The following is a 24,021-nucleotide window of genomic DNA, read 5'->3' on the forward strand; positions in this document are numbered from 1 at the left end:
GCGCTGGAGCCTCCAGGCCAGGACGGCGTTGACGGCGTCGGCCGCTCGGCGTCGCGGTCGCCGACGCTCGGGAGAGAGCGGGGCCTCGGGCCGGGCCCGAGGCCCCGGGGCTGGGTCAGTCCCGGGCCATGTCGACGAAGCGGGAGTAATGGCCCTGGAAGGCGACAGTGATGGTGGCAGTGGGGCCGTTGCGGTGCTTGGCGATGATCAGATCAGCCTCGCCCGCGCGCGGGGATTCCTTCTCGTAGGCATCCTCACGATGGAGGAGAATGAGGATGTCGGCGTCGTCCTCGAGAGTGCCGGAGTCCCGGAGGTCGTAAGTCTGCGGCCTCTTGTCGGTGCGCTGTTCGGGTCCGCGGTTGAGCTGGGAGATCGCAATGACGGGGATGTCCAGTTCCTTGGCCATCAGCTTCAGGTGCCGGGAGATCTCGTTGATCTCCTCGTAGCGGCTTGAGAACTGGCGCAGGCCGTAGTCGAGGAGCTGGACGTAGTCGATGACGATCAGCTTGATGTCGCGCTTCTGCTTGAGCCTCCGGCACTTCGACCGGATCTCGGTGAGGGTGCGCGCGGAGTCGTCGACGTAGAGGGGTGCATCTGACACGTCCGGCATACGTTTGGCGAGGCGGGTCCAGTCGTCGTCGGTCATGTTGCCTGAGCGCATGTGGTGGAGTGCGATCCTCGCCTCCGCGCTGAAGACCCGCATCGAGACCTCGTTGCAGCCCATCTCCAGCGTGAACAGCACCGCCGACATCTTGCTCTGGATCGTGCAGGCCCGGAGCAGGTCCAGCCCCAGGGTGCTCTTGCCCATCGCCGGCCGGGCGCCGATGACGATCAGCTGGCCGGGCTGGAGGCCGTTGGTGAGGGCGTCCAGGTCTGCGAAGCCGGTGGGAACACCCGACACCTGGCCGGCCCGGGAGTCGAACGCCTCGATCTCGTCGAGAGCTCCCTCCACCACGTCGCAGAACGGCGGCACCTCGAGGACCTGGTCGGGGTCGGTGGCCGAGAGCACGGCGCTCTCGGCCAGGTCGATCACGTCGTCGATCGGAGCGTCGGAGGCCACCGCATGGTCGATGGCCGTGACCGCCTCGGTCAGCCGCCGACGTACGGCCGCCTGGCGGACCCGGTGAGCGCGCTTGACCGCACGGCCCGCACGCGAGTCGGCCGACGTGACCTTGTCGAATGTGGCGCCGCCGCCGATGGCCTCCAGGTCGCCCCTGCTCGCCAGCGCCGCCGACACCGCGGCGGGATCCAGCGGCCCGTCCCCCGCGTACGCCTCCAGCACCGCGAGGAAGACCAGGCCGTGGGCCGGACTGCGGAAGTCGCCGGCGCCGACGATGTTCAACACGTCCGCGACCACGGCCCGCGACCTCGTCATCGCGCTGAGAAGATCGCGCTCGTCCTGGAGCTCCGCCTCCTCCTGCCGCGATGCTGCCGTCCCATCAGGTCCGAGCCCGCTCGCCTCGCCGCTCACAAACGCCCCCTCGCTCACCGTGCTCTACCCCGAAGGACCTGCGTCTTCTGGAGTCCCCAGACTCTACTCAGCCCCGCCCGCCGTACGGTCCGCAGCTGCACGGAGCCGAGCTGCGGCCAGCACCGCGCCCGCCCACCGCGCCCGGCCCAGCTCCGGCACCGGCCGGGGATTCAGGTTCGCCGGCCCGTCCAGCCACCCGCGCGGCAACCGCAGCAGATCCTCCCGCTCACACCGCCGCCGCTCCTCCTCGGCCCGCTGCAACGCCAGCCGCTCCCGCAGCCGCCCACGCACGACCTTGCCCCGGTCCACCGAACCCGCCTCCGCCCCGGCCTCCCCCACAACGTACGCCCCTTCAGGAAACGCCGATTCAGGGAACACCTCCGCGAACTCCGCTTCGCAAACCAGCGGGAAGTCGTCCTCCGCCGACGGCCGCGCGCCCGCCGGGGACACGGGAACCTGCACGGCCGGCTCCTCGGCCCGAGGACCCACCGCGCGAAGCCGACCACCGGAAGGACCCCGCACCGTGATCCGCAGCGCCCTGGGGGCCGCATCTCCGAGCTCGTGCCGCAGCCTCGCCAGCAGCTGCCGCTCCAGGAACTGCATCTGGCTCGCCCACGCCTTCGACGCCGTGACCAGACGCAGGACGCCCGAGTACTCACTGAGCTCTTCTGGGACGAGGTTCCGGGCGATGTCCGGGCCCACGATCGCCGCCCAGCGGGCCCGAATCACCGCCAGAGGCGGAATCACCCAGCCCCGGTCGGACATGGACTCCTCGACCAGCTCCGCCAGCACCAGCGGCTCGCTGCCGAAGGGCCGCCTCAACGGCCCACGACCAACCGACCCGGTTGGAACATAACGGCTCTGCCCGGCGCGACGCCGCATCGCCCGCAACAGATCCCTCGCGAGATCGCCCCCGCCACCCCCATCAGCCTGCATAAACACATCCTGGTCCATCCGCCGGCGCCCCGCCCACAGAACTGGCCAGGCGATCCGGCCCACGGGCCAGGGGCGTCAGTTCGCAGCCCGGCGGACCAGAACGGACGGGCCTCTGGTGGGCGCGCCGCCAGCGAGGTAGGCCGCGGTGAGCTCGGCCAGCGCGAGCTCGTCCGTCGTGGCTCGGTCGAAATCCGGGGCGTCGGACTCGCCGGTCGTGTCGGCGGCGGCGATGCCGGTGTCGAGACCGGCGGCGTAGTTCACCACGGCGTCGTAGATGCGGGCGGTGGTCACCGGGACCAGCGTCGCCTCGCCCCGCACCCGCTGCATCCGCACCGTCTCGGCGACGTGGCGCAGCAGTGCGGTGATGTGGGCGGTGGGCATCATCGGCTCGCCGGCGTGCCGGTACAGCACGAGCGGGAACCGGCCGTCGAAGGGCCTCGCCCGCAGCCGGGTCGACCGGCCGTGGAGCGCACCCGCTGGCCCGGTCGGTTCAGCATGCTGCGGCAACCGAGGTGAGCAACGCGGCGGTTAGCGGGTCCCCGCAGTCGGCCAAGTGTCGGCGAAGAGCCCCGGCCCGCTGCCGGTCGCCGGCCTGTTCACAGTCGACCATCACCAGGAGCATGGCGTCAGGGTCTCCACTGTCGGCCGCCTGGTCGAGCAGGGCACGGCGCTCGTCCGCATCGCCATCGTCGGCGATCGCGGCGAAGCCGACGGCGGCGAGCGGCAGGCCACCTCGCGCGGCGGTGCTGAAAGCGGTCTTGGCCTCCTGGGTCTGGCCCAGTTCGCTGAGCACCTGGCCGAGGCAGAAGGCCGCTTCGACCGTGCCCGTCTGCATGGCGCTGCGCAGGTACGGTGCGGCCTCGTGCCAGCGCTGCCCGGCCGCCAGGTGGCGTCCCAGGTAGTAGTGCGCGATGGGAAGGCCTGCTTCGACGGCTTGCCGGTAGGCGTGCTCGGCCTGGGCCGGCCGGTCGCTGTCGGCATGGAGGTTGCCGAGGTTGATCCAGGCCCGGGCATCGCCGTGCCCGGTCAGCTGCTGGTAGTGCTGTGCGGCTTCGCGGGTTCGGCCCTGGCGCTTGAGGAGGTTGGCGAGCGTCAGCTGCGCTTCGCGGTCGCCGAGGTCGGTGGCCTTACGGAGTGCCGCTGTGGCGGATCGGGTCTTCCCGGTGTCGGCGAGGAGCCGGCCGAGGTTCCCCAGGGCGTCCAGGTCGCCGGCGGCGACGGCCTGTATGTAGGCGTTGATGGCCTGGTGGGTCTTGCCGCGGTCCGCGCGCAGGACGCCCAGGTTGAACCAGGCGTTGCGGGCTCCGGCCCGGGCCGCGCGCCGGTACTCGCGTTCGGCTTCATCGAGGCGTCCTTGCTGAGCCAGGATCTCGGCCAGGTAGGCGAGGCCGTCGGCATTGCCGAGCCTGTGGGCTTCGCGGCACGCCGACTCGGCTTCGTCCAGGCGGCCGAGCTCGCTCAGGGCCAGGGCGGCGAGGAGCCTCGCGAAGGCATCGGTGGGATCCGTGTACTCCCTCAGGAACCGGAGGGACTCCTCACCACGCCCGTCCTGGATCAGAGCAGCGGCCTGATGCCACAGCACCTGCATGAGACCGGCCTCACGCAGACCTCGCCACAACCCGGCGGCGATCCACGGCTCTTTTCGTTGCGCTCTGGAGGCCACGGTCCAGGCCGTTCGCGCGTCCCCGGCACTGGCGAGTGCGTCGAACCACACCAGTGGGTGGACGGATTGCCTGGGCTGCGCCGCGACGTCGTCGGGCAGGCCGGGAAAAGGGAGGCGCCCCCCGCCCGTGGCGCGCGGAAGCAGGCTCGTCATCCCGACCCGAACGCCGTCGGCCCAGGCGAACGCGTCCTCCAGCGGTTCGGGGAGCCGCTCGTCGCCGCCGGCGTCGGCGAGGTGGTAGCGGTGCGTCCGGATGAGGAGGTCCTCTGACAGCGGGCCTCGCAGTCCGGTGCGGCGCAGGTCCAGGGCGCCGCGGACGATGGCGGCTCCTCTGGGGTTGCGGCCGACGCACCAGGCCACCCGCAACTCCCTCCCCAGTTCGGGGACCGCCGCGAGGAATTCGCTGACCCCCTGCCCGGTGCACTGCTCGGCCGCGGAGCGGACGCGCGGATCGGAGCAGGTCCGGGCCCGCTGCATCTCGGCCTGGCTCCAGACCCGGTCGAGGTGGACGACCGAGACGTGCTTCAGGGCCGCGGTGGACAGCACCGCGCCGGTGGCCCCACCACCTGCGTCGCGGGAAACGGCCGAGGGCGAGAGGTGCCGCAGGTGGATGGTGGCGAGGACCGGGATACGGTGGTTCACCAGTTCGGCGAGGTCGAAAGCCTGCAGCCGGTCGTGCTCTTCGATGCCGTCCAGCCACAGAAGGGGCTTGGGGCAGTGCAACACCGCGGTGATCGCCCTCCGCAGACCGCCTGGGGGCGCCTGGCACACGCGGTGCTCGGGCAACACGCGGCGGGCGGTCTCCAGAGCGAGGCGGGACTTCCCGCTCGCGGTTTCCCCGGCGACCAGCACCATGCCGCCCCGGGCGCCGGCTCGCTCCAGCAGATCGGCGAGTTGCTGCTCGCGGTCGCGCGGCACGTAGTCGGGCAGCGAGTGGCAGTCGTCCTCCCGGTACGGGCGCACGCCGGCGGCCGGCGCCTCGAACTGCGCCACGGTGGGCCACGACTGCCAAGCCCCCGGCGTGAGACTGTCCCCCTCGGCCGTGCCCGGCGGAACCGGATTCTGGATGACCGTCAGGTGACCGGCCTGGTAGACACCGCCGTGAACGGTGCTGTCGGCCACACGGTTGCTCGTGCCCAGGGGCGGCATGACGTCCCCGTCAGCCGGGTGCCCGGCAGCGGAGACCCCGACGGTCTGCCGTCCCCGGTCGGCGGACAGCGGTGGTGCCTGCTTGGCCTTCTTGGGCGGGTGCTTTTCCATGATTGAGTTCCCCCCTGCGGGTGTAGTCGTGGTGTCGGAGACAGCGGTGTCAATCTCGGCGGTGGCGGCCCAGGGTGGGCCGGGCACGAACGCTGTTCGGCTGTCGCGCGCTCACGTGGCCACCCCGGCGCGGACGGCGCGGTCGGTGGCCAGGATGACCGCCATGGTGGCCAGCGGGAACACGGCCATGACCGTCCCCATGGCAGCCGTGGCACCCTCGTAGCCATCGGCGCCCACCGTCACGGCGAACCCGAGCGTGAGCGTGACCAGCGGCCACGCCCCGACCTTGGACCCGAGCGAGACCAGCAGCATCACCGAGAACAGACCGGCGACGGCAAGGCCGGTGGGCAGCGTGACCCACGCCCAGGCCATGGTCCCGGCGTAGCCGCAGACCACGGCCAGGTGGTGGAGGGAGGGCAGAGACGGGACCAGCGTCAGGATGCCAAGGGCTGCGGCCCCGTTGGCACAGGCCATCCAGCCGGCCCGGGGCCGGCCGTACTGCGTGTGGGGGTTCATGGGCGGACCTCTTCCAGGCGGTCGGCGACGGTGAACTGGGCGTGCTGGACGACGAGGCCCTCGCACGTGGACGCGCCGGGGTGAGCGGGTCCCACCGCGCCGGACCTCGGCCACGGAGCACTGCACCCCGACCGCCGACGCGCTGCTCCTCCGGCTGCCCCGGCGGCCGCCGGACCCGACTCGAGTCAGGTCGCACTCGCCCGCACGTCAGCGCTGATCTTGCGGTACAGGAAGTCCGCTGCGATGAGTCCTGGCCGGAGGCCAAGCGCGGTCGGCGGGTGCACAGTTCACGCCGGCACTGTGCTCCCGCGCGAGCAGGGGCCGTCGTAGCGCGCGGGACGGTCGGCGCCGATCAGCCGCAGGGTCGAAGCAGGGCGCGGGCCATTGACCGAGGCCGAGTCCCGGGGCCGGGAAGCCCGTCGCAGGCCTCGGCCAACGCCAGGGTTCCACGGCTACGGGGCGGTGGTGGCCAGGGTGTCGTCGACCAGGACCTCGGGTGCCGGGTCCGCGGCGGAGCGCGCGTTCCTGACGCGGGTCACGGCGGGAGCGAGAACGTCGTACATCCGGCGGGCGATCTGCTCGTCGTGGTGCCCATGCTCCCCTCCCTCTGCGGCATTCCAGCCGGGGTGGCCGTTCCAGTCCAGCTCCTTCAGGTAGTCGACTAGCTGGGAGCCGGTCAACGTGACCTTCACCAGACCCCGGCTCCCGCGTTCCCCTTCCGCCGGCAGCTTGTCCACCTTGCTCAGACTCGTCGGCCGGGTCCGGTCCCACATGTCGGCCGTGCAGACGATCGACATCGTGCCGATCCCCGCCGCCTTGGTCAGCGCGGCATCGTGGGACGGCGGGGACTGGGTCCCAGCACCACAGCCGGTCAGGAACACGGCGGTGAGCAGCGGGACGGAGGCGCGCAGGGCGCGGCGGATGGTCTTCACGCGGGTCATGGTCGCGGGCTGCGGCCCGGCCGGGCACGACACGCCGCGGTGATCCACTCGAAGGTGCGGTTTCAACCAGGGTGCCGTTGACGTTCGTCCGTGGCGGCGTGGGTCCGCTCGTCCGGCCCGGCCGGTGGCTGGTTCGGGTTGTCCGATGGTGGCCGGTCGTTTTGGCGGGGCTGACGGGTCCGTGGCCGCCTCAGGCGTGGCCAGCGGCCGCGGTGCCGGCCGGGGTGGCGGTGCCGGCCGGGGCCTACGTCGGCTGTGGCTACGGTGCGGTGGTGGCCAGGGTGTCGTCGATCAGAACCTCGGGGGCGGGTTCGCCGGCCGTGCGGGCGGGCTTGATGGTGTCCAGCGCGCCGCCGATGGCGTCGTAGACCCGCGCGGAGGACTGCTTGTTCAACCGGTCGTCGCCCGGTGCGGGGTGGGCGTTGCCGTCGAGGTACTTCATGTAGGTCACCACCTGGGTGCCGGTCAGGTTGACCCGGACGAGGCCGCGGGCGCCCCGGTCACCGTCGAGGTGGTCGACCGCGACTTTGTCCAGGTCCCGGTACGGCTTGGTGTCCTTCCAGAGGCCCTCCGGCATGACGACCGATACGTTCGCGACGCCGGACGCCTTCGTGAGCCGGGCCTCCTGGGAGGCTGGCGTCCGGGTGGCGCAGGCGGTGAGGAGCAGAGCGCCGAGGACGCCTGCGGTGACGCGCAGAGACAGGTGCGGGATCTTCACGCGGGTCATGGTCTCGGTGGACGGCGCCGTTGGGCGTGTTTCGGACCCGTGATCCACTCGAAAGCGGGGAGACGTCGTGTGCCCGGTTGACGCTGTGACGGGGAGGCCGACCAGGGCCTGTAGCGAGGTCGGCTGTTACTCGCCGCCCCCGGCCTGATCTCCGACGGCCGGGTACTCCTCCAGTAGGCGCTCGTGCAGTGCGGACCGCCGGATCTGCTCCCGCACGATGTCCGCGACCGGTTTGGCCGCCCTGTAGGCGCTGCGGCCCTTGTCCCGCTTGTCGAACGGCATGACCGTCCTCCCCTGGCCCCTCCCCGATCGGCGACTTCGCCGCCGTCGTTTCGGCGGCGGCCTCGTCGAGCGCAGCCAGGAGGGCGACGGCGCCTTCGCGCATCCGGCGGCGCAGCTCCTGGTAGGCGGGATGGTTGGCGAGCGGGTGCCGGGCCGGCTGCGCGGCGGGCCGGTCGTCGCACGGTGCCTTGTCGGCGCGGGCCCGGGGGCTCGGCGAGGACCTTGGTTCCCCCGTCGACTTCACGGCGGACAGGGAAAGCGGGGAAGACCGGGACGTAAGGGCGGGCGTAGGGCCAAGGTGGTGGTCATGACGAACGATGAGAAGAGCGGGTTGGCGGGGTTCGTGGCGGCACCGAACGGGTGGCGGGTGGCGATCAGGATTCCGGCGGACAACATGATCATGGTGGTCCCGGTGATCGGGTGGTTGCCGATCGTGAAGGACTCCGGCGCGATCATGAGCTCCGAGCTGGAGCCGGTGGTGCTCTTCGACAACACGGAGGAGCCGATCATCGCGACCGTCCACAGCACGCTCACCAACTGGGAGGACGGCTCCAGCCTGCACCAGGTGCTCACCCCCGGGGTCGAGGTCCGGAAGGTTCCCCAGGGGTGGAAGGTCGTGGAGTACGGCGACTACGGAGCCTGAACGTGCCTCTTGAAGAAGTTCTCTACTCCGGGCCCAGGCGGAGGAAGCCCTGTTTGACAAGGGCTTTCAGGTCGGCTCGTACAGCCTCGACGGACAGCCGGCCTCCGATCGCTTCGGCGATCTCGGTTGCGTTCGTCGAGCCGTTGCGCTCGATCAGGTCGAGGGCAGTGAGGTAGAGGCCGAGGTCCCGCAGGACGAGCTCGCAGCCCTCGGGGTGGGCACTCGGGTCACTGAGTACGGCGCGGGCCAGGGCAGGACGTAATGGTGAGGTGAAACGGACTTCCTTGGATCGGAAGGCCGGATGATGGACTGCGTAGTCTGCCCGAATCCGGAGCTTGAGCCACTTTTCCATGGTCATCGGTTCCGGGTCGTATCCGAGGCAGATGCAGTCGAATCCGTACCCGTCGTCTGCGGCGCATAGATACGGCGGATTGTTTTTGACATTCGGTCCTGAGTGCCGCAGGACGGAATGGCCACAGTTACAGTCGGGGGAATTGCTGTCGAGCTCCGGCGTTTTAGGCGGCTCTACCGGATCGTTGGATCGTTGCGTCGGCAGGCTGGACTCCAGGCGGAGGACCGCCCTGTCCAGGGCCTGGTCTGTTACGAGGCCGCTGAGGTCGAACCATTCGCCGTGTCGTCTGCGGTCGGCGAAGTGCCGGTGAAGCTTAGTTTCGAGCTGCATGTCCTCGGTCTCGTGTTGCCAGATGACCGATAGGGGAAGGGGGGACATTGTGCGGATCTGCAACAAGCGCTTCGGCAAGTTCTTCGTGATGCCGATTTTCACCAGCGGCGAGGCGCTGCTGCCGATCGCATAGACGATCCGCTTTAAGGGTGGGAATGTCTCCACTTGTTCGTTCATGCGAAATCACCTCTCTACTGATCATCTGGTGCGGCCCGGGCCGGGGCCGGCGAACGGTTGTCGCGGCCACCCTGCCGCTCTCGCCGCGCCGTTGTCCCGGCTTTCCCCGAACGAGCGAGAACGGCTGCGGCTCACGCAGCTCCGGTCCGCGGCGGAGCCGGCCGGGCGGTGCGCAGCAGGATCGCTCCGGCCCGGGTGGCGCGGGCGACGGCGAGAGCGGCGCGGTGGCGTTCGCGCTGCTGACGGGCGTGTTCATCGGCGTCCGGGGTCGGGGAGTCCGCGACCGCGGGCCAGTGGGCGTCCTCGGGCTCGCGCAGCCGGTTGTAGTACCGGCGCAGGCTCGGCGGCGGCCTCGTCAAGCGCGGCCTGGCGGGCGGCGGCGTCCTCCCGCATCCGGCGGCGCAGGCCCTGGTAAGCGTGGTGGTCGGCGAGCGGGAGCAGGGCCAGCTGCGTGGTGGGCCGGTCGTCGCGGCGGGTGGGTCGGTCGTCGAGGTCCTGAGCGTGTTGCACCACGGGGGCGGGGCCGACGCGGACGTCGATGGCCCGGACGGTTCCGGGGCGCAGCTGCTCAAGGTCGGTGAGGATGCGGCGGCGGTGGAGGCGCAGCTGGGCTGCCCAGGCTGGGGAGTCGGCGGTCACGCGCAGGCGGCGGGTGGTCGGGTCGTAGCCGGCGAGGTGCCAGTGGGCGGCGGCGTCGGGTCCGACGATGTCGGGCCAGCGGTCTCGCAGGCCTCCGCCGGCGGTGCCGAGGGTCCAGCCGTGCGCGGCGACCAGGGCGACGAACACGTCCGCGATCGGCTGCGGCTCCCGGGCCTCACGACCGCACCGATCTGCGCGGCGCAGGCTGGCGGCGGGGCGCTTCACCTGGGTGTCACCGCGGTTGGCGGCGGCTTTACGAGCAGCTCGTAGGGCGGTTCGGGCCAGGTCGGCTCCGCTGGTGACGGGCTGGCTCATCAGGCACTCACCACCCAGTCGGCATTCTCGGAGCTCCAAAGGTTCAGGAACTCCCAGTCCTGGTCGGTGAGCTCGTTGGCCGGCCTGGCCGGACGGACGTGCTCGCGCACCCGGCGGTACACCTCGTCCGCCGCGATCCGGTCGAACGCGTACAGGCACCACTGCCGGTAGGAAGCGCCGAAAACGCCCAGGTCAGCGGCCACCTCGTCCCACCGGTCCACGGGCTGCCAGGACGGCAGGCGGCTGCCCTCGGTGCGCTTCGCGGGGCTGTCCAGAAGGCCCTCGGCCAGGTAGTACAGCTCGCCCATCTTCACGACCAGGCCGTGCTCCATGAGCCGGGCCAGGCGGGCGTGGACGGTGGCACGGTGCCGCCGGGTGCTGGCCGCGAGCTCCCCCGCGGTCTGCCCATCCCGGTACGCGAGAGCGGCAACCACCTCGGCAGCGGTCTTGCCTAGTCCCCGGGCACGGAACGCGTCCCTGGCCACCAGATCGGAGAGGAGGCGGAAGTCCAGCTCGGCGCAGGCATCGGACGGGCCAGCAGGCGTCGTGGCGGGGGTGTGTCGCCGGTTGACCCCATTCAGGTACCCGGGGGCCTCGTGCCCTACCTGGCGGTTGGGGTCAACCAGCGACACAACGTCAGCCGCCGCCCGCCTGGGCCTGCCCAACACCCACTTCGAGGACTTCCCGGCACTCCCCTGCTCGGCCCGCCACAGCCACCCAGCAGCCACCAGACGGGCATCCGAGCGCTTCACCGTCGACTCCCCCACCCCGATGCCCAGCGCCAGCTGACGCTGAGACACCTCGTGGTCCATGCCGCCGGCCCGCTCACACAGGCCCAGCCGGTACAGCAGATTCGCCCGATCCGTCTGCCCGGCCTGCCCCACCCACGGGAACACCTCCACCGTGACCCGGCGCTCGGCCAGGGCCGCCATCGCGTCCCGCCGCTCCCGGATCGGTGCGGACTCACCCGTCACACGCACGGCACGCCGCCACACCCGGTCCAAGTACTTCGAGGCGTGGTCATGTCCCTTGGCGCGTGCCAGGTCCCGCAGCAACGCACCGCCAGGGGCCGGCGAGGTCAGCAGGACGTCCCGCAACGCGAGCCGATCAGCCCCGGCCCGGGCGAACCCGAACGCGATCGCGGAGGTGACCCGGTGGGTGTCCCGGCCGGCACCGGAACCGCCGTCCGAACCGCCCTCCCGGTACCGCTCCATCCCCGCACCCTCGACCACCAACGCCCGCATCCGAGCCGACAGCTGTGAGGGGATCTTGGACTGCCACCCCGCGCCCCGCTGGCCGAGAACCAGCCGGGCGGCCGGAACTACACCCGACAGGCTGTCCACGGCGGCACCAACACCCTCACCCGGACGAGTGATGTCCGTCACAGTCCCGGGATTGCGGGCAGCCGGTCCGAGAACCGGTCCGCCAACCCGTCCCTCAACGAATCCCCTGGAAACTGAGGGTGGGACGCCCGGATCCCGCAGGACGGGATCCGCGTCAAGGCCCGCACCGGGGACATCAAGATCGACAAACGTGGGCGGGGAAGACTGGAAAGGCCCCCTGAGCTGCTGCAAAATGGCAGAGCCTCCTTCTGTACGTACAAAACGGCAGTGGGCCGGCCCGCATCAGCGGGACGGACGGCATCGGCCCCTCGGGGCCGGACAACAAGCCCCCTCCCGGGGGCGGAAAACCGATCGGCGACCTCCTCTCCTCACGGACCGGGCGTTGCGGGTTGGGTGCAGCCGAGGCCCCTGGAAAGGCCCCGACTGCGGAACTGCGGTTGGCCCTGGGAAGGGCCGAAGCGGCGGCCCCTTGCCGGGGGCCGGGTGCTACAGGCGGCCCTTGGAAAGGGGCCGGTTGTGGTGCGACTAGGTAGTGCCGCTGGTGTGGTCGGTTGGCAGCCGATCTCCAGCAAGCCCGCTCAACGGTGTGGAAGCCCGAGAGCAGGTACAGCAGGGAGGCCGCGTTGATCCGGGGTGGAAAACCCGGGGGAGCGGCCAGCGGAGCTAGACCCGTGGAACGGTCAGGCGCCGCAGACGAGGGCTAGGTCACGGAACACCCCCACCTTGGGGGCCGCCGTGGCCGGCCACACACACGACGACGGCACCCCGCCGGAGCGAGACCCGGGACCTCCCGGTCGACTCCACGGCGGGGTGCCGCGCGTATGAGGGGGTGCCACTGCGGGTACCCTGCATCACGTCACCACCCCTTACGTGGTTGACCGGGACGGGCCCCTGGCCGGGCGCCGCTCCACTTGAACGCCGTCCGGACCCTCGGGTCCGGACGGCGAAGTCGTTTTGGATCACAGACGATGCCAGCCTACCCCTGTGGACAACCCGCAGAGTAGCGGCGAATACACCGTGTCGATCTGACGTCCCAACGAGCTGAATGTCCGACAAGTTCGGCCCGGCGCCTAGATGGCAGTCTGGTCGTCGAACCCGTGATCAGCGAAGGCCGCCTCGCGCTGTGCCAGCCAGCCGGAGACGCCTTGGCCGCCGATCCCCCCGCCGCTTACCGTGCGGACGTGGTGGTAGCCGTGGCCGAGCCAGAACTGGTGCAGACCCACGTTGGTGGTCCACGCGTTGATCCGAACCCATCGACCGCCGGCTCGTGCCGTTCGGTCGCTGGCCCAATCGAGCAGCTGGCCGCCGAGTCCTTGTCCGGCGTAGGCCCGGGAGACCGTCAGCTTGTGCAGATGCATGCACGGTTCGGCGAGCTCCTCCGAGGTCCAGAGGTTGGGCTCCGGATTGTTGTCCAGTGTGACCGTGGCGGCCGCGGTGCCGTTGTCGTGGACCAGGAAGACAGTCCCCGCCTCGATGCTCGCGAGCAGAACCTCTTCGGGGAAGGGGTTGCTCCACTGGTCGATCCCCCGGCCGGCGAGCCACTGCGCAGTCTCGCGACGGAACGCCAGAAGCAGCGCGAGGTCCGATGGGTGGGCTTGAGAGATGATCACTGGGCGTCTCCTGGCGGCGTGTGGCGCGTGTCGATGTCGTACGTGACCTGGTTCAGATCGCCGCGGAAGGTGGTTACCGTGCTGCGGACGGCTCGGTCCGTGCTGGTGAAGCCGGTGCGCGACCAGATCAGCACCGGAACCCCGGGCCCGACCTGCAACTCGCGGGCCTCCGTCGGCGTCGGCATCCTGGTCGACCACGTGTCGTGGAAGCGCACCTGCTCCAAGCCCAAGCCGTTGAGGTACCGCGTCGTACCCTCGGCGATGTCCTGCGGTTCGGCGATCCGCGGGGCCTCACTCACCACCCAGGCCGGGTAGTGGGTCGCCTGGGTGCTCCAAGGAACACCGTCCACGTACCGGAGGCAGAAGCGGAGGACGGTCGAGGACGCGGCCTCGACCGACAGCCGGGCGGCAACTTCGTCCGAGGCCGGCTGCAACTCGACGCGGAACTCCTGGTGCGGCCGGCGTCCGGCACGTCGCACCTCGTCCGAGTAGGCGTCGCCGTCCTGGTCCTCATTCAGCGTCAGGTTCTCGAACCGTGAGGCGTCCAGGATGAAGAGGTCGTGCGAGCGGACCTCGTAGCCGCGTCCCTGACTCGGAGCGATCAGACCCTCGGTGACCAGGACATTCAAGCCCTGCCGCACGGTGTTGCGGGCGGCGTCGAACCGGGCACTCAGCTCGCGCTCGGAAGGCAGGGACGCGCCCGGCGGGTAGATGCCAGCGTCGATCTCCGAGCGCAACCCGTCGGCGACTTGGCGGTACAGCGGCTTTCTCATAGGGCCATCATGCCCTACATGCGCAACTGGTTCATACATGTCGTGCCCAATCGCTTGACGAGTGACGCTCTGCTGGTGCACGATCACTCTACAACTGGTGCAGACAAGTTGCGCAAGAGGTACCAGCTAAGCAACTTGCACCAGCTCTAACTGCATGCTCGACCTGACCGGGGCCCACCAAGGCACTGGGGTGACGAACCACGAGGTCCCCCGCCGCCGGGCTACGGCAGTCCTTACGCAGCGGTTGCGCTGCCCGCTCTCCACGGCCCCTTCGGCCGTGGCGGTCGGAGAACTCAACCGCCCCGCCATTCCCGAGACCGAGGGAGACTCCCAGTGCGCCACAACGGCCGGCCCGCCCTGAAGGCCACGAAGCTCAACCCGTCCGACATCACCCTCCACCCCGGCGAGCCCGTCACCGTCGTCTGCCCCGACTGCCGCACCTGGCGCAAGCTCACCCGCTCGATGATCCCGGCGCACCGCTCCACCGACCTCGGCCGCGACCTGCGCGACATCGACGGCAACCTGGTCCGGCGCGACACCCGGTGCCCCGGCAGCGGCCAGCGCATCGAGATCGACCTCACCGTCGCCCAGTGGGTGACGCGGACCGAAGACGGCCTCACCGAGACCGCCGCCCGTCGGCCGACCACGGTGTTGAAGAAGGTCAAGGCCCCGCAGGCCCCGGCGGTGCTCCACATCGCGCAGGGTCGCCCGGCCGAGCCCACCGAGTCCGCCAGGCAGGCCGCGAGGAAGCGCGCCCGAGGCTGGGAGGCCGCCCGCGTCAGCACGCTCGTGACGGACGCGCTGAGGCAGCAGCCGTTGTACGGCGCGCGGGGCCCGCTCTTCTCGCTGCCCCTGCCCGGTGGCGTGGCCACCGAGCCGCCTCGGAAGCACCGGAAGCGTTCCCGCCTCGCCGCCTGACCCACCGCCAGCAGCACGAACGACGGCCGCCGCCGACCCCGACCTACCGGGGTGGGCGGCGGCCGTCGCGCTCCGCACAGCAACCCGCCCCGCGAGACCGTCCCCGAGGAGACCACGTTGCCCGACATCCCCGCCGCCGAGCTGCTCGCCGAGGCCTTCACCTGGTACGGGCCGGGCCTGCGTGAGCTCGTGCACGAGCTGCTGGACGAGGCCGGCCTGGACACCAGCACGGACACGGTCGAGGACCTGTGCGGTGACCTGTGGCTGTACGCCGCCGAGGTCACCGCCACCCGCGACCTGACCTTCACCGAGCTCCTGGACCGCCTGGAGACACTCGCCGACCTCCTCGTCGCCCGCCTCCACCACCAGCCGGACGCGTGCCCGGCGGGCCGGCTCGACACCGCCGCCGACCCGGTCGACATCGCCGAGCTCGCCCTCGCCACCGCGGACAGCGCCGGCCACCGGCCGCTTCCCCGCCCGCGCCGCGCCGCCGAGCACCGCCGCCCGCAGCTCGCGGCGGCCTGATGCGCATCCACCTGGTTGCCTATCTGGCCCGTACCCGTGACGGTGCCGAGCACGGTGTGGCCCGCGTCCCGTCGGAGCGGGGCCGGCCGTCGTGGCACGAGTGCGCGGCCGTCGTCCCCAACTACCTCATCGGGCAGTACCTCGGCACCGCTCCCGGGTCGGAGGAGACCTGGTCCCGGCGTCGCCCGGCCTGACCCATCAGCAGCAGCACGGACCACCACGGCCGTCGCCGACCCGATCACCGGGTGGGCGGCGGCCGTGGCCGCCCGTACGGCAGCCAGCGCGCAAATTGACGGCCCCCGGGGTTGCGCCCCCGGGAGCCGTCGCCGGTCGCACCACCCACCCAGGAGAGGACTACGACCGTGTCCCCCATCATCCCCCAGATCGACCTCGACGACCTCTACCACCGCTACTCCACCCCCCTCCGCGCCGCCGCCACCGAGCGCCTCGCCGCGATCGGCCCCGACGCCACCAGCCTGGACGAGGACCTCACGCAGGACGTGTGGGCCGAGGTCGCCGCCGGCCACTACCCCACCAACCACTACGGCCTCGACGGCCTCCTCGTCCTGCTGGACAGCGCCGCCCGCCGGGTCCGCTCCGTCCGTACCCGCGAGTGGCCCGCCGGACTCCCCCAGGCCCGCCCGCGCGCCGAGGCCCCCGACGTCCTGGACACCCTCGCCGCCCGGACCACCACCGTCCCCGCCCAGCCCCGGCCGCTCCCGACCGCCACCTCCACGATCGCCACCCTCCACACCCTCCCCCTCGCCGGCTGACCGCCATGGACGCCCAGGCCATCGCCGAACTCCAGCGCCAGATCCAGGAACAAGCCGACCGCCTCGCCGCTCAGCACGCCGCCGAGCGCGCGCTCGCCGAGCAGCTCCGCCAGCAGCAGGCCGCCCAGGGAGGAACTCAGTGACCACCGTCCACGTCTGCCGCGCGTACGCCAACGGCACCGGCACCAAGCCGTCCACCCCGCCGACCCCGCCCGCACCCACCCCCGCCGGCGATGACCGGTGAGCAGCCCCGAGGACCAAGCCTGGACCCAGCGGCAGATGGACGAGCTGCTGCGCCGGGCCCGCGAGATGCACGAGCGGGCCCAGGCCGAGAAGGCCGGGCAGCAGCAGTAGCCGTACCCCCAGTAGGAGAGAAGGAGAGCACCGTGATGACGATCGAGGAGTACGAGCGCCAGCAGGCCGAGCTGGCCGCGATGAACGCCGCCTACGAGGAGGCCGACCAAGCCGAGTCCGTCGCGTACATGGACGAGCTCGACGCCCGCGACCTCGCCGCCTGGGCCGACCCGGTCCTGGAGCAGCCGGTCACCGGCGGGGCGCTCTTGGAGCAGCGGCACTTCCTGCACGAGGCCGCCCACCCCGACCAGGTCGCCGCGCTGCGGCGCCTCGCCGCCCTGGCCTGACCCGCCGTCGGTTGTTGTCGTTCGCCGCCGCGCCCCGCCCCGCACTGACGGGGCTCGGGCGCGGCGCCGGGCGTCGGTGCCCGACGCACCGCGCCACCCACACCAAGCGAGGAGACGTCCATGTCCCTGATCGACCCGCTGTCCGACGCGGAGTTCGGCCCCGACTTCATCGCCGAGCTGGAGGCCCTGTCCACCCTCACCATCGACGCGCCGCCCGCCCTCCAGCGCTTCCTGATGACCCTGCCCGCGATCCTCACCGCCGCCGGCGCCTACGTCCGCTGCCTGGAAGGCCTCGCCGACGGCGACTACCAGGCCACCGAGATCGCCACCGGACTGCGCCGCCAGGCGGCGCTCGCCGACCGCTACGCCCTCGCGTGCCTCTGACCTGACCGCGGTTGCTGTCGTTCGCCGCCGCGCCCCGCCCCCGCACCTGCGGGCGCTGGGCGCGGCGCCGTTCGTCGGTGCCCGACGCACCGTCCCTCCAACCTCGGGAGCAGCTGATGTCCCAGACCACCACCGCCCAGCCGCAGGCCCCCGCCGCGCAGGGCTCCTACCACTTCATCCTCACCCTGCAGGCGTCCCTCGGGAACGGCTTCCAAGTCTTCACCACCGAGGGCACCCACACCCCGGCCCCCGGCTGGACCCGCGCCGACTTCTACAAGGCGATCCGCGACAGCATCGTGCAGCAGCAGCCCGAGCTGGCCCGCGCGAACGTCATCTACTTCGACCTCCAGCCCAACCGGATCTGACCGGGTACCGCCGTTCGTCCCCGCCACCGGCTCACCGGCTGCGGGGGCGTTCGACGGTGCCCGACGGCACCGCCCGCCGACTCCGGCGGACCGAGAGGAGAAGCCCGATGTTCGAGCGCCTGCGCGATGTCATCACCGACACCGTCACGGAGTTCCTGAGCCACCGAGAGCTGACCCGCGACATCAGGGCCCGGATCGCCGACGGCGACCAGGAAGCCGCCGACGCCTTTCGCACCGGCACCTTCGCCGCCGCCCTCACCTGGCCCGGCTGCTGCGCCCGCGGTGAGGAGGTCGCCCGCTACGTCCGGCTGGTGATGGACGCCGACGGCAACGCCGACCGCCTCGCCTGGCTCCACCGCCGCTGACCCGCCGCGCTCCCCGCGCGCATATAGAGAGGAGGAGCCCTCGTGGCGACCCGACGCACCCCGGCGCGCCGCACGACCGCGGCGAAGCCCCCCACGAAGAAAACCACCGCGGCCGCGGTCGAGCAGCCCGCCACCGCCCCGGTGCCCGACGTTGTCGACGCGGTACTCGACCAGGCCCGCGCCGCCCTGGCCGACGCCCGCGACCGCGCCGCCGACCTCCTGGGCCTGGCCGAGCAGGCCACCGCCGACGCCGCCGCCCTCACCCAGGCCGCCGACGAGCAGGCGACGCAGATCCTGAACGGAGCCCGGCAGCAGGCGGCCGACCTCCTGACCGGAGCCGAGCAGGACGCCCAGGCACTGCGCCAGCAGGGCGCGGCCACCGCCGGCGCCGAGGCGGAGCAGCTGCTCGCCGACGCGAAGGCGAGCGCCGCGAAGACGCTCGCCGACGCCGAGACCCGCGCCGAGGAGATCCGGGCCACCGCCGGCACCGAGGCGGAGCAGCTGCTGGCCGACGCCAAGGCGCAGGCCGAGCAGGCGGCCGCAGTGCTCACCGCCGAGGCCGAGACCAAGGCCGGACGCCGCGCGGAACAGATCATCGCGGACGCGACCGAGACGGCCGGCCAGATCGTGGAGGCCGCCGAGACCGAGGCCCGGCAGATCCGCCGCAAAGCGGACTCCGACCTCACCACCGCCCGCGAGCAGCTCGCCGACGCCACCGAGGCCCTGGAGCGCACCCGCACCCGGGTCGACGCCTACCAGGCCGAGGCCGAGCGCGACCTGGCGGGCCGTCGGGCGCTGGCCGACCAGGCCTGCCGCGACGCCCTGACCGCCGCCGACCAGGCCCGCGCGGACGCGGCCGCCGATGCCCAGCGCATCCGCGACACCGCCGCCGCCAAGGCCCGCGAGCTCGCCGACGCCACCGAGGCCCAGGCCGAGGAACTGCGCCGTCAGGCCGAGGAACTGCGCGCGCGACTGGAGGAGACGGCCAGGGCGGACGCGGACGAGATCCGCGAGGCCGCCCAGGCCGAAGCCGAACGACTGCGCGAAGAAGCGGAAAACGAGGCCGAGACCATCCGGGAGGAAGCCGCCCGCCAGGCCGCCGGCCTGCGCGAGCGCGGCCAGCAGCACGCCGACTCGCTGCGCACCGCGGCCGAGGGCCGGGCCGCCGAGGTGGAGCGCCAGGCCAAGGCCGCGCGCGGCAAGGCGGAGGGCGAGGCGCAGCGGATCGTGAACCAGGCCCGCATCGAGGCCGAGCAGATCATCGGCGGGGCGGCCCAGCAGGTGGTCGATGCCGAGGCCAGGGTCACGGTGCTGGTCGCGGAGGAGCGGCGGATCGCGGCCAAGCAGGCGGCGCGCAAGCGCGGCCTTCCCGCGCGGGCCCGGCGCCGTGCCACCCAGCTGACCGCTTGGGCGTGGACGAAGGCGCCGTGGCTGGCGCTGGGCGCCGGTGTCGGCCTCACTGCCAGCGGCGAGTACGCGCTGGCGGTGCTGGTCGGCATCCCGGCCTCGATCGGCTGGCTGCTGCCGGTGTGCATCGACGTGTGGGCGATGTCCGCGATCCGCGCCCGCAAGGCGAAGGAAGTCGTCGTCGCGCTGATGACGATGATCCTCGCGAACGCGATCTACCACATCGCCGACGCCCACCTCCTCGGAGTCGCGCTGGGCGCCGACGGAAAGTGGCACGCGCAATGGCAGCTGATCGTCGCCGTTGCATGCATCGCACCGATCGTCGTGTGGCGCGTCCACGCGCTCATCCCGCATGCCCCTGCAACGCACGACGATGACACCGCCCCGGCGGACGAGGCGTCTGCAACGGAGCCCGATGGGCCTGAAACGGGCGCTGCAACGGTCCCGGTCCACTCCGCCCCGGCCGTGGTGCTGGCTGCCCCGTCCGCGCCCGTTGCACGACCCGCAGCCGTGGGTGAAACCGCAGGTGGCGCGAGTCGTGCAACCGTCGGCGGTGCAACGCGGCTGGCACTGGCGGCCGGTGAAACGGGACGCAATGGGGCGGCTGCAACGGCTGCAACGCCCCGGCCTGCTGCAACGCCCGCCGCTGCAACGGGGACCGGTGGTGCAACAACCGTGAGCGTTGCACGGGTCCTGACCGAGACCGACATCGAGGTCATCACCCGGCACGTGCAACGCCACCAGGGCCCGCCCGAGCGTTTGCCGTTGCAGCCCATCGCCGAAGAGCTCGGCGTCTCCAAGTCCACCGCCTCCCGACGCGTGGCCGCCTACCGCGACCTCGCCAAGACGGGCTGACTGAGCACTCGGCCTCTCCGGTGACACCAGGGCGAAGGAAGCGCCCTGGTGACCGCCGAAGGCGCCGACGCGCCGAGCACCACCGTACAGAGCACAAGGAGCAGCTGATGAGCACCCTGATCGGCATCGCCGTGATGATCGTGGCCGGCGTCATGGCCATCGTCACGCCCATCGCCGTGGCCCACGCCCTCACGGAGACCGAGCACGGCCCCGACTGCTGGTGGTGCCACCCCCGGCTGCGCCGTCGTCGCTGACCGGCTGTCCACCCCCCATCGAGATCCGGGCATCTCGGCTGGTCACCGGGCCCCTTGACGGGCCCGGTGGCCGGCGAAGGCGTCCGGCCCCGGCGCGCCGAGCACCACCGAACAGAGAAGGAGAGCACGTCATGGCCGAGCGTGATTCGGTCTACAACGACCCCGCGTACGACATCAGCAGCATCCCGTCCTGGAAGCAGTCGCCGCCGCTGCACGGCGCCTACGCCCCCAACGCCCGCCTGTCCCCCCGCGCGAAGGCGGGTGTGGCCGCGGGGGCGGTCGTCCTGGTCGCGACCGGGATGTTCGCCTGGTCGCAGTACGCCTCCGCCGAGGCCGACGCCGAGGTCAAGAAGGCGCAGATCGCCCTCGACCAGTCGCGGATCGACCTGGAGCGGCAGAAGCAGGACGCCGCGACGGCGGCCGAACTGGCGAAGACCAGCAGCGTGGAGAGCGACGCGCAGAAGGCCCGCCGTGAGGCCGTCCAGGCGTGCGTCGCGAAGGCCGCCGGCGCCTACGGAGCTGTCGCCGACTGCGCCAAGGCGTACCCGGCGGTCGACTCCCCGGGCATGGTCAACACCTCCCAGAAGGTGGCCGCGAGCGAGGGCGGCGACGCCTCGACCTCCGGTGTCGGCCTGGCCGTCCTGGGGGGCGCGGGCGTCCTCGTGGCGGGCGGCTGGATGAAGAGGCGCTTCGCCCGTAAGTAACCGTCAGTGACTTCCCACCCTTTCCCACCCACCCACGAAACAGTCCTTCCCCGTTCCCCAGGGCCGGTCACGGCCCTGGGGGCGGGGATTCTCCGGGTGGGTGGGAATGGGTGGGAAGTCACCGAGAGTAAGGAATCTGAGATGGTGTCACCCGCTGATCCGGCGGTTCCTCCCCCGCCCGACTACCCGCCCACGGTCCTGCGGGCGCCCGCCGACGGCACCCCCGCCACCCCGCCGCCCCCCTCTGCGGACGGCATCGCCGTCCCCGGGGAGGGGGCCGCGAGCCCCGCTTCGGAGGCGGCCGCGGGGCCCCGGACGGGGACCGGGCCGGGCACCCTCGCCCGGGCCCTGGCCCCCGTCCAGCCCGCCCGCTCCGTCCTCGGCACCACCGCCGACTTCGGCCCCAAGTCCGGCGCCGACGACGGTCCCGAAACCGCCGGCACCTCGAAGGGCACCGGCAAGGACGACGCCGCCGGATCCGGCGGCAAGTCCGGCGCCGACGACGGTCCCCTCGGCGCCTTGGTCCGCGCCCTCGCCCAGCGCCTGGGCCGCACCGGCACCGCCACCACCATCAAGCGCACCCACGACGTCAAGGAGACCCGGGTCTCCGGCACCTCCACCACCAACACCAACAAGTCCGACCGGAACGCCAAGAACGAGAACACGGCGCAGCACCGCTCGCAGCGCGACGCCAAGGTCGCCGATCTGAGTAACAAGACCCACCAGCACCAGGGCAAGGACAACCGGGACGTCCGCAAGGCCGACAGTACCGACGCGAAGACGGCGGCTACCAAGGCGTCGAAGAGCGACAAGGCCTCGAAGGACGGCCGGGACGACAAGCACCACCGGGATGACAAGAGCTCGAACTCGTCCGCCACCCAGGCCGCCGGCACGAAGAGCTCGAAGGACGACTCGACGTCGAAGACGGGCCGGGACGACAAGCACCACCGGGATGACAAGACCTCCAAAGGGTCGGATGCGAAGACGGCCGACACGAAGAGCTCGAAGAGCGACACCGCGTCGAAGACCGGCGAGGACACCCGCAGCACCGGCAGCAAGACCGCCGACGCCAAGGCCTCGAAGAGCGACACCGCGTCGAAGACCGGCGAGGACGGCAAGGGCCCCGGCGGTGGGAAGGCCGCCGGGGCGCCGGACGGCAAGGGCGCTGACGGTGAGTCGTCGAAGACCGGCAAGGGCGACAGCGGCGGCAGGAAGACGCTGAAGCCCGAGGGCCCCGTGAAGGCGGGCGGCGACGACGTCCCCGGCGCCGGCAAGGCGAAGGCCGGTAAGGACGGGCCGACGGGCGGCACCGCGCCGGGCCCGGGACCGGCACCGGGTGGCCCGGCCGGCCCGGGTGGCCGGGCCGAGACGAAGCCGGCCAAGGGCGCGTTCCTGGGTGCGAAGGCCAGCAGCCTGGTGAAGACCTGGGGCCCGGCGTCGTCCGACGGCCGCACGCCCGGGGCTCCCATGCCCGGGCCCCGTACGCCCGGGGCCCGCAGGCCCGGGGCTCCCACGACGGCGGCTGCCGCGAAGGGGGCGGACAGCAAGTTCCTGGGGGCGAAGGCCGGCGGCCCGACCGCCGACCCGGCGAAGGCGGTCGACGCGAAGGGCCTGGCCACCAAGTTCGGCCGGGCCGCGGGCTCCGTGAACGCGGGCCGTCCGCAGCACGCCCGCCCGGTCCTGGACCACGGCCAGCCGGGAGGCCAGAAGGACAAGTTCCGTACCCAAGCAGCAGCCCAAGCACGGGCGGGCGGCGCCGGGAAGCCGGACCTGAACCCGATGAACCGTCCCGCCCGGCCGGACAGAAAGGTGACGATGAACGAGCCCAAACCCGCGGGGATGGCCCCGGTCAGCGGATCGACCGCCGACCTGGCGAAGAAGCCCCCCGCACCCCCGCCCGCGACGGCCACGGCCGGCCCAGCCGTCGCTCCGCCGCGCCCGGCCCACCCGCCACGCCCGTCCGGACCTCCCCCGGCTCCCGGCGAGGCGCCGACGGACCGGCCGCAGGCCGAACCCGCGCGGGCCCTGGCCGTCGGCCCGGGTCTCGTCCTGTTCAAGGCCGACGGCGCCGAGCACCGCCTGAGCCGCGGCGAGGTTCGCACGCTCCGCCAGTTCGAGGCGCGGATGGCCGCCAAGCGTCCGGTCCTGACGAAGGTCGCCGAGGGCAGCAGGGACACCCGGGCCAGGGCCACCGAGCAGGCCCTCCGGGCCCAGCGCCTCACCGAGGACGCCCGGGAGGTCAAGGGCGGGGAGCGGCTGCTTGCCAAGCTCCAGCGCCTGACCGAACGCGCCCAGACGCTGCGGGCCCGTACCGAGGAGATCGAGAAGGGCGCCGCCCGCGGTGCCGAGGCCGTCATCGTCCTGGCCGCCAACGCTGAGAAGCGGCACGGCGTCATCTACAGGGCCGTCGTCGACTCGCCGCTCACCAGCCCCGCCGAGCGCGAGTTCTACCAGGACAAGGAGGGCATCTGATGGCCGCCTCGATGACCTATCGGGAGCTGCGCAGGCAGGTCCGGGCGCTGGCCCGGGAGATCAGGAAGGACGCCGAGGCCCACAAGAAGCACGCCCGCCTCCTGAGCGGCGAGGCGACGGACACCGGCCGGATCGCCGAGCAGATCGCCGCCCTCAAGGTGGACTCCTCCACGGTCTCCGAGACCCGCGAGGTGTCGAGGATCATGCAGGGCCTGTCCGTCACCGCCCTCGCCTACGAGGGCGCCGCCGACGAGGCCGCCCTCGCCGCGACGGACGCCGACCAGGAGGCCATGCGCGTGCACGAAGGCATCCAGCAGGCCGTCGACCGCTCCACCGTCCCCATGGCCAAGGCCAGCTGGTACACCCAGGAATAGGAGAAA

The 24,021-nt window shown here is 72.1% G+C and carries 28 protein-coding genes; 15 read left to right on the top strand and 13 right to left on the bottom strand.

The window, feature by feature from the left end; translation table 11 throughout:
- Window positions 1–115: 115 nt before the first annotated feature.
- The 8 genes from dnaB to ACZ5OX_RS35110 all read right to left on the bottom strand — a co-directional run bounded on the left by dnaB (window position 116) and on the right by ACZ5OX_RS35110 (window position 7,796).
- A complete protein-coding gene (gene dnaB / locus ACZ5OX_RS35075) occupies window positions 116–1,471 on the bottom strand; it encodes a replicative DNA helicase (protein ID WP_465635824.1) in 1,356 nt (451 codons plus the stop codon).
- A 63-nt stretch (window positions 1,472–1,534) separates the two neighbouring features.
- Window positions 1,535–2,425 (bottom strand): DciA family protein, encoded by an 891-nt coding sequence (locus ACZ5OX_RS35080; RefSeq protein WP_465635826.1) that lies wholly within the window; start codon window positions 2,423–2,425, stop codon window positions 1,535–1,537.
- A gap of 57 nt (window positions 2,426–2,482) precedes the next feature.
- On the bottom strand, window positions 2,483–2,818 hold the full coding sequence (locus ACZ5OX_RS35085) for a hypothetical protein (protein WP_465635828.1): 336 nt from the start codon (window positions 2,816–2,818) through the stop codon (window positions 2,483–2,485).
- Between the two features lie 79 nt (window positions 2,819–2,897).
- The gene (locus ACZ5OX_RS35090; RefSeq protein WP_465635830.1) at window positions 2,898–5,330 is read right to left on the bottom strand and encodes a tetratricopeptide repeat protein; all 2,433 of its coding nucleotides are present in this window, start codon (window positions 5,328–5,330) and stop codon (window positions 2,898–2,900) included.
- Between the two features lie 111 nt (window positions 5,331–5,441).
- Window positions 5,442–5,846 carry a hypothetical protein gene (locus ACZ5OX_RS35095; protein WP_465635832.1) on the bottom strand — a complete coding sequence of 135 codons (405 nt, stop codon included), beginning with the start codon at window positions 5,844–5,846 and terminating at the stop codon, window positions 5,442–5,444.
- A gap of 452 nt (window positions 5,847–6,298) precedes the next feature.
- Window positions 6,299–6,778, bottom strand: coding sequence for a hypothetical protein (locus tag ACZ5OX_RS35100; protein ID WP_465635834.1), 480 nt, complete (start codon window positions 6,776–6,778; stop codon window positions 6,299–6,301).
- 268 nt (window positions 6,779–7,046) lie between these two features.
- On the bottom strand, window positions 7,047–7,505 hold the full coding sequence (locus ACZ5OX_RS35105) for a hypothetical protein (protein ID WP_465635836.1): 459 nt from the start codon (window positions 7,503–7,505) through the stop codon (window positions 7,047–7,049).
- 135 nt (window positions 7,506–7,640) lie between these two features.
- A complete protein-coding gene (locus tag ACZ5OX_RS35110; RefSeq protein WP_465635838.1) occupies window positions 7,641–7,796 on the bottom strand; it encodes a hypothetical protein in 156 nt (51 codons plus the stop codon).
- 307 nt (window positions 7,797–8,103) lie between these two features.
- Between ACZ5OX_RS35110 and ACZ5OX_RS35115 the strand changes: the two genes are divergently transcribed.
- Window positions 8,104–8,439 carry a hypothetical protein gene (locus ACZ5OX_RS35115; protein ID WP_465635840.1) on the top strand — a complete coding sequence of 112 codons (336 nt, stop codon included), beginning with the start codon at window positions 8,104–8,106 and terminating at the stop codon, window positions 8,437–8,439.
- Window positions 8,440–8,461: 22 nt separating this feature from the next.
- On the opposite strand, the gene ACZ5OX_RS35120 is transcribed toward ACZ5OX_RS35115, so the two are convergent.
- The 5 genes from ACZ5OX_RS35120 to ACZ5OX_RS35140 all read right to left on the bottom strand — a co-directional run bounded on the left by ACZ5OX_RS35120 (window position 8,462) and on the right by ACZ5OX_RS35140 (window position 13,978).
- Window positions 8,462–9,298 carry a GIY-YIG nuclease family protein gene (locus ACZ5OX_RS35120; RefSeq protein ID WP_465635842.1) on the bottom strand — a complete coding sequence of 279 codons (837 nt, stop codon included), beginning with the start codon at window positions 9,296–9,298 and terminating at the stop codon, window positions 8,462–8,464.
- 252 nt (window positions 9,299–9,550) lie between these two features.
- On the bottom strand, window positions 9,551–10,252 hold the full coding sequence (locus tag ACZ5OX_RS35125) for a DciA family protein (RefSeq protein ID WP_465635844.1): 702 nt from the start codon (window positions 10,250–10,252) through the stop codon (window positions 9,551–9,553).
- Window positions 10,252–11,487 (bottom strand): MarR family transcriptional regulator, encoded by a 1,236-nt coding sequence (locus tag ACZ5OX_RS35130; protein ID WP_465635845.1) that lies wholly within the window; start codon window positions 11,485–11,487, stop codon window positions 10,252–10,254. Before ACZ5OX_RS35130 ends, ACZ5OX_RS35125 begins: the two co-directional genes overlap by 1 nt.
- A gap of 1,178 nt (window positions 11,488–12,665) precedes the next feature.
- Window positions 12,666–13,205 (bottom strand): GNAT family N-acetyltransferase, encoded by a 540-nt coding sequence (locus ACZ5OX_RS35135; protein WP_465635847.1) that lies wholly within the window; start codon window positions 13,203–13,205, stop codon window positions 12,666–12,668.
- Window positions 13,202–13,978, bottom strand: a complete 777-nt coding sequence (locus tag ACZ5OX_RS35140; protein WP_465635849.1) for a GntR family transcriptional regulator — start codon at window positions 13,976–13,978, stop codon at window positions 13,202–13,204. The genes ACZ5OX_RS35135 and ACZ5OX_RS35140 overlap by 4 nt, the downstream gene beginning before the upstream one ends.
- A 333-nt stretch (window positions 13,979–14,311) precedes the next feature.
- Between ACZ5OX_RS35140 and ACZ5OX_RS35145 the strand changes: the two genes are divergently transcribed.
- From ACZ5OX_RS35145 to ACZ5OX_RS35210, 14 genes are all read left to right on the top strand, one after another.
- Window positions 14,312–14,896 (top strand): hypothetical protein, encoded by a 585-nt coding sequence (locus ACZ5OX_RS35145; RefSeq protein ID WP_465635851.1) that lies wholly within the window; start codon window positions 14,312–14,314, stop codon window positions 14,894–14,896.
- A 117-nt stretch (window positions 14,897–15,013) separates the two neighbouring features.
- Window positions 15,014–15,421, top strand: a complete 408-nt coding sequence (locus ACZ5OX_RS35150; protein WP_465635853.1) for a hypothetical protein — start codon at window positions 15,014–15,016, stop codon at window positions 15,419–15,421.
- Complete coding sequence (locus ACZ5OX_RS35155; RefSeq protein ID WP_465635854.1) at window positions 15,421–15,615, top strand: hypothetical protein; 195 nt, start codon at window positions 15,421–15,423, stop codon at window positions 15,613–15,615. Before ACZ5OX_RS35150 ends, ACZ5OX_RS35155 begins: the two co-directional genes overlap by 1 nt.
- Before the next feature lie 168 nt (window positions 15,616–15,783).
- Window positions 15,784–16,194 carry a hypothetical protein gene (locus ACZ5OX_RS35160; protein ID WP_465635856.1) on the top strand — a complete coding sequence of 137 codons (411 nt, stop codon included), beginning with the start codon at window positions 15,784–15,786 and terminating at the stop codon, window positions 16,192–16,194.
- Between the two features lie 5 nt (window positions 16,195–16,199).
- The gene (locus ACZ5OX_RS35165; RefSeq protein ID WP_465635858.1) at window positions 16,200–16,337 is read left to right on the top strand and encodes a hypothetical protein; all 138 of its coding nucleotides are present in this window, start codon (window positions 16,200–16,202) and stop codon (window positions 16,335–16,337) included.
- A gap of 246 nt (window positions 16,338–16,583) precedes the next feature.
- Window positions 16,584–16,835, top strand: coding sequence for a hypothetical protein (locus ACZ5OX_RS35170; RefSeq protein WP_465635860.1), 252 nt, complete (start codon window positions 16,584–16,586; stop codon window positions 16,833–16,835).
- Between the two features lie 120 nt (window positions 16,836–16,955).
- Window positions 16,956–17,219 (top strand): hypothetical protein, encoded by a 264-nt coding sequence (locus ACZ5OX_RS35175; protein WP_465635861.1) that lies wholly within the window; start codon window positions 16,956–16,958, stop codon window positions 17,217–17,219.
- A gap of 116 nt (window positions 17,220–17,335) precedes the next feature.
- The gene (locus ACZ5OX_RS35180) at window positions 17,336–17,584 is read left to right on the top strand and encodes a hypothetical protein (protein WP_465635862.1); all 249 of its coding nucleotides are present in this window, start codon (window positions 17,336–17,338) and stop codon (window positions 17,582–17,584) included.
- Between the two features lie 107 nt (window positions 17,585–17,691).
- Window positions 17,692–17,949, top strand: a complete 258-nt coding sequence (locus tag ACZ5OX_RS35185; protein ID WP_465635863.1) for a hypothetical protein — start codon at window positions 17,692–17,694, stop codon at window positions 17,947–17,949.
- Window positions 17,950–17,991: 42 nt separating this feature from the next.
- Entirely contained in the window at window positions 17,992–20,211 is a 2,220-nt protein-coding gene (locus ACZ5OX_RS35190; RefSeq protein WP_465635865.1) for a hypothetical protein, read from the top strand.
- A gap of 107 nt (window positions 20,212–20,318) precedes the next feature.
- Complete coding sequence (locus tag ACZ5OX_RS35195) at window positions 20,319–20,465, top strand: hypothetical protein (protein ID WP_465635867.1); 147 nt, start codon at window positions 20,319–20,321, stop codon at window positions 20,463–20,465.
- A gap of 131 nt (window positions 20,466–20,596) precedes the next feature.
- A complete protein-coding gene (locus ACZ5OX_RS35200; protein ID WP_465635869.1) occupies window positions 20,597–21,169 on the top strand; it encodes a hypothetical protein in 573 nt (190 codons plus the stop codon).
- A gap of 141 nt (window positions 21,170–21,310) precedes the next feature.
- Complete coding sequence (locus ACZ5OX_RS35205) at window positions 21,311–23,641, top strand: hypothetical protein (RefSeq protein ID WP_465635871.1); 2,331 nt, start codon at window positions 21,311–21,313, stop codon at window positions 23,639–23,641.
- Complete coding sequence (locus tag ACZ5OX_RS35210) at window positions 23,641–24,015, top strand: hypothetical protein (RefSeq protein ID WP_465635873.1); 375 nt, start codon at window positions 23,641–23,643, stop codon at window positions 24,013–24,015. Before ACZ5OX_RS35205 ends, ACZ5OX_RS35210 begins: the two co-directional genes overlap by 1 nt.
- Window positions 24,016–24,021 lie beyond the last annotated feature (6 nt).

This window comes from Kitasatospora sp. NPDC032121, assembly GCF_055580145.1.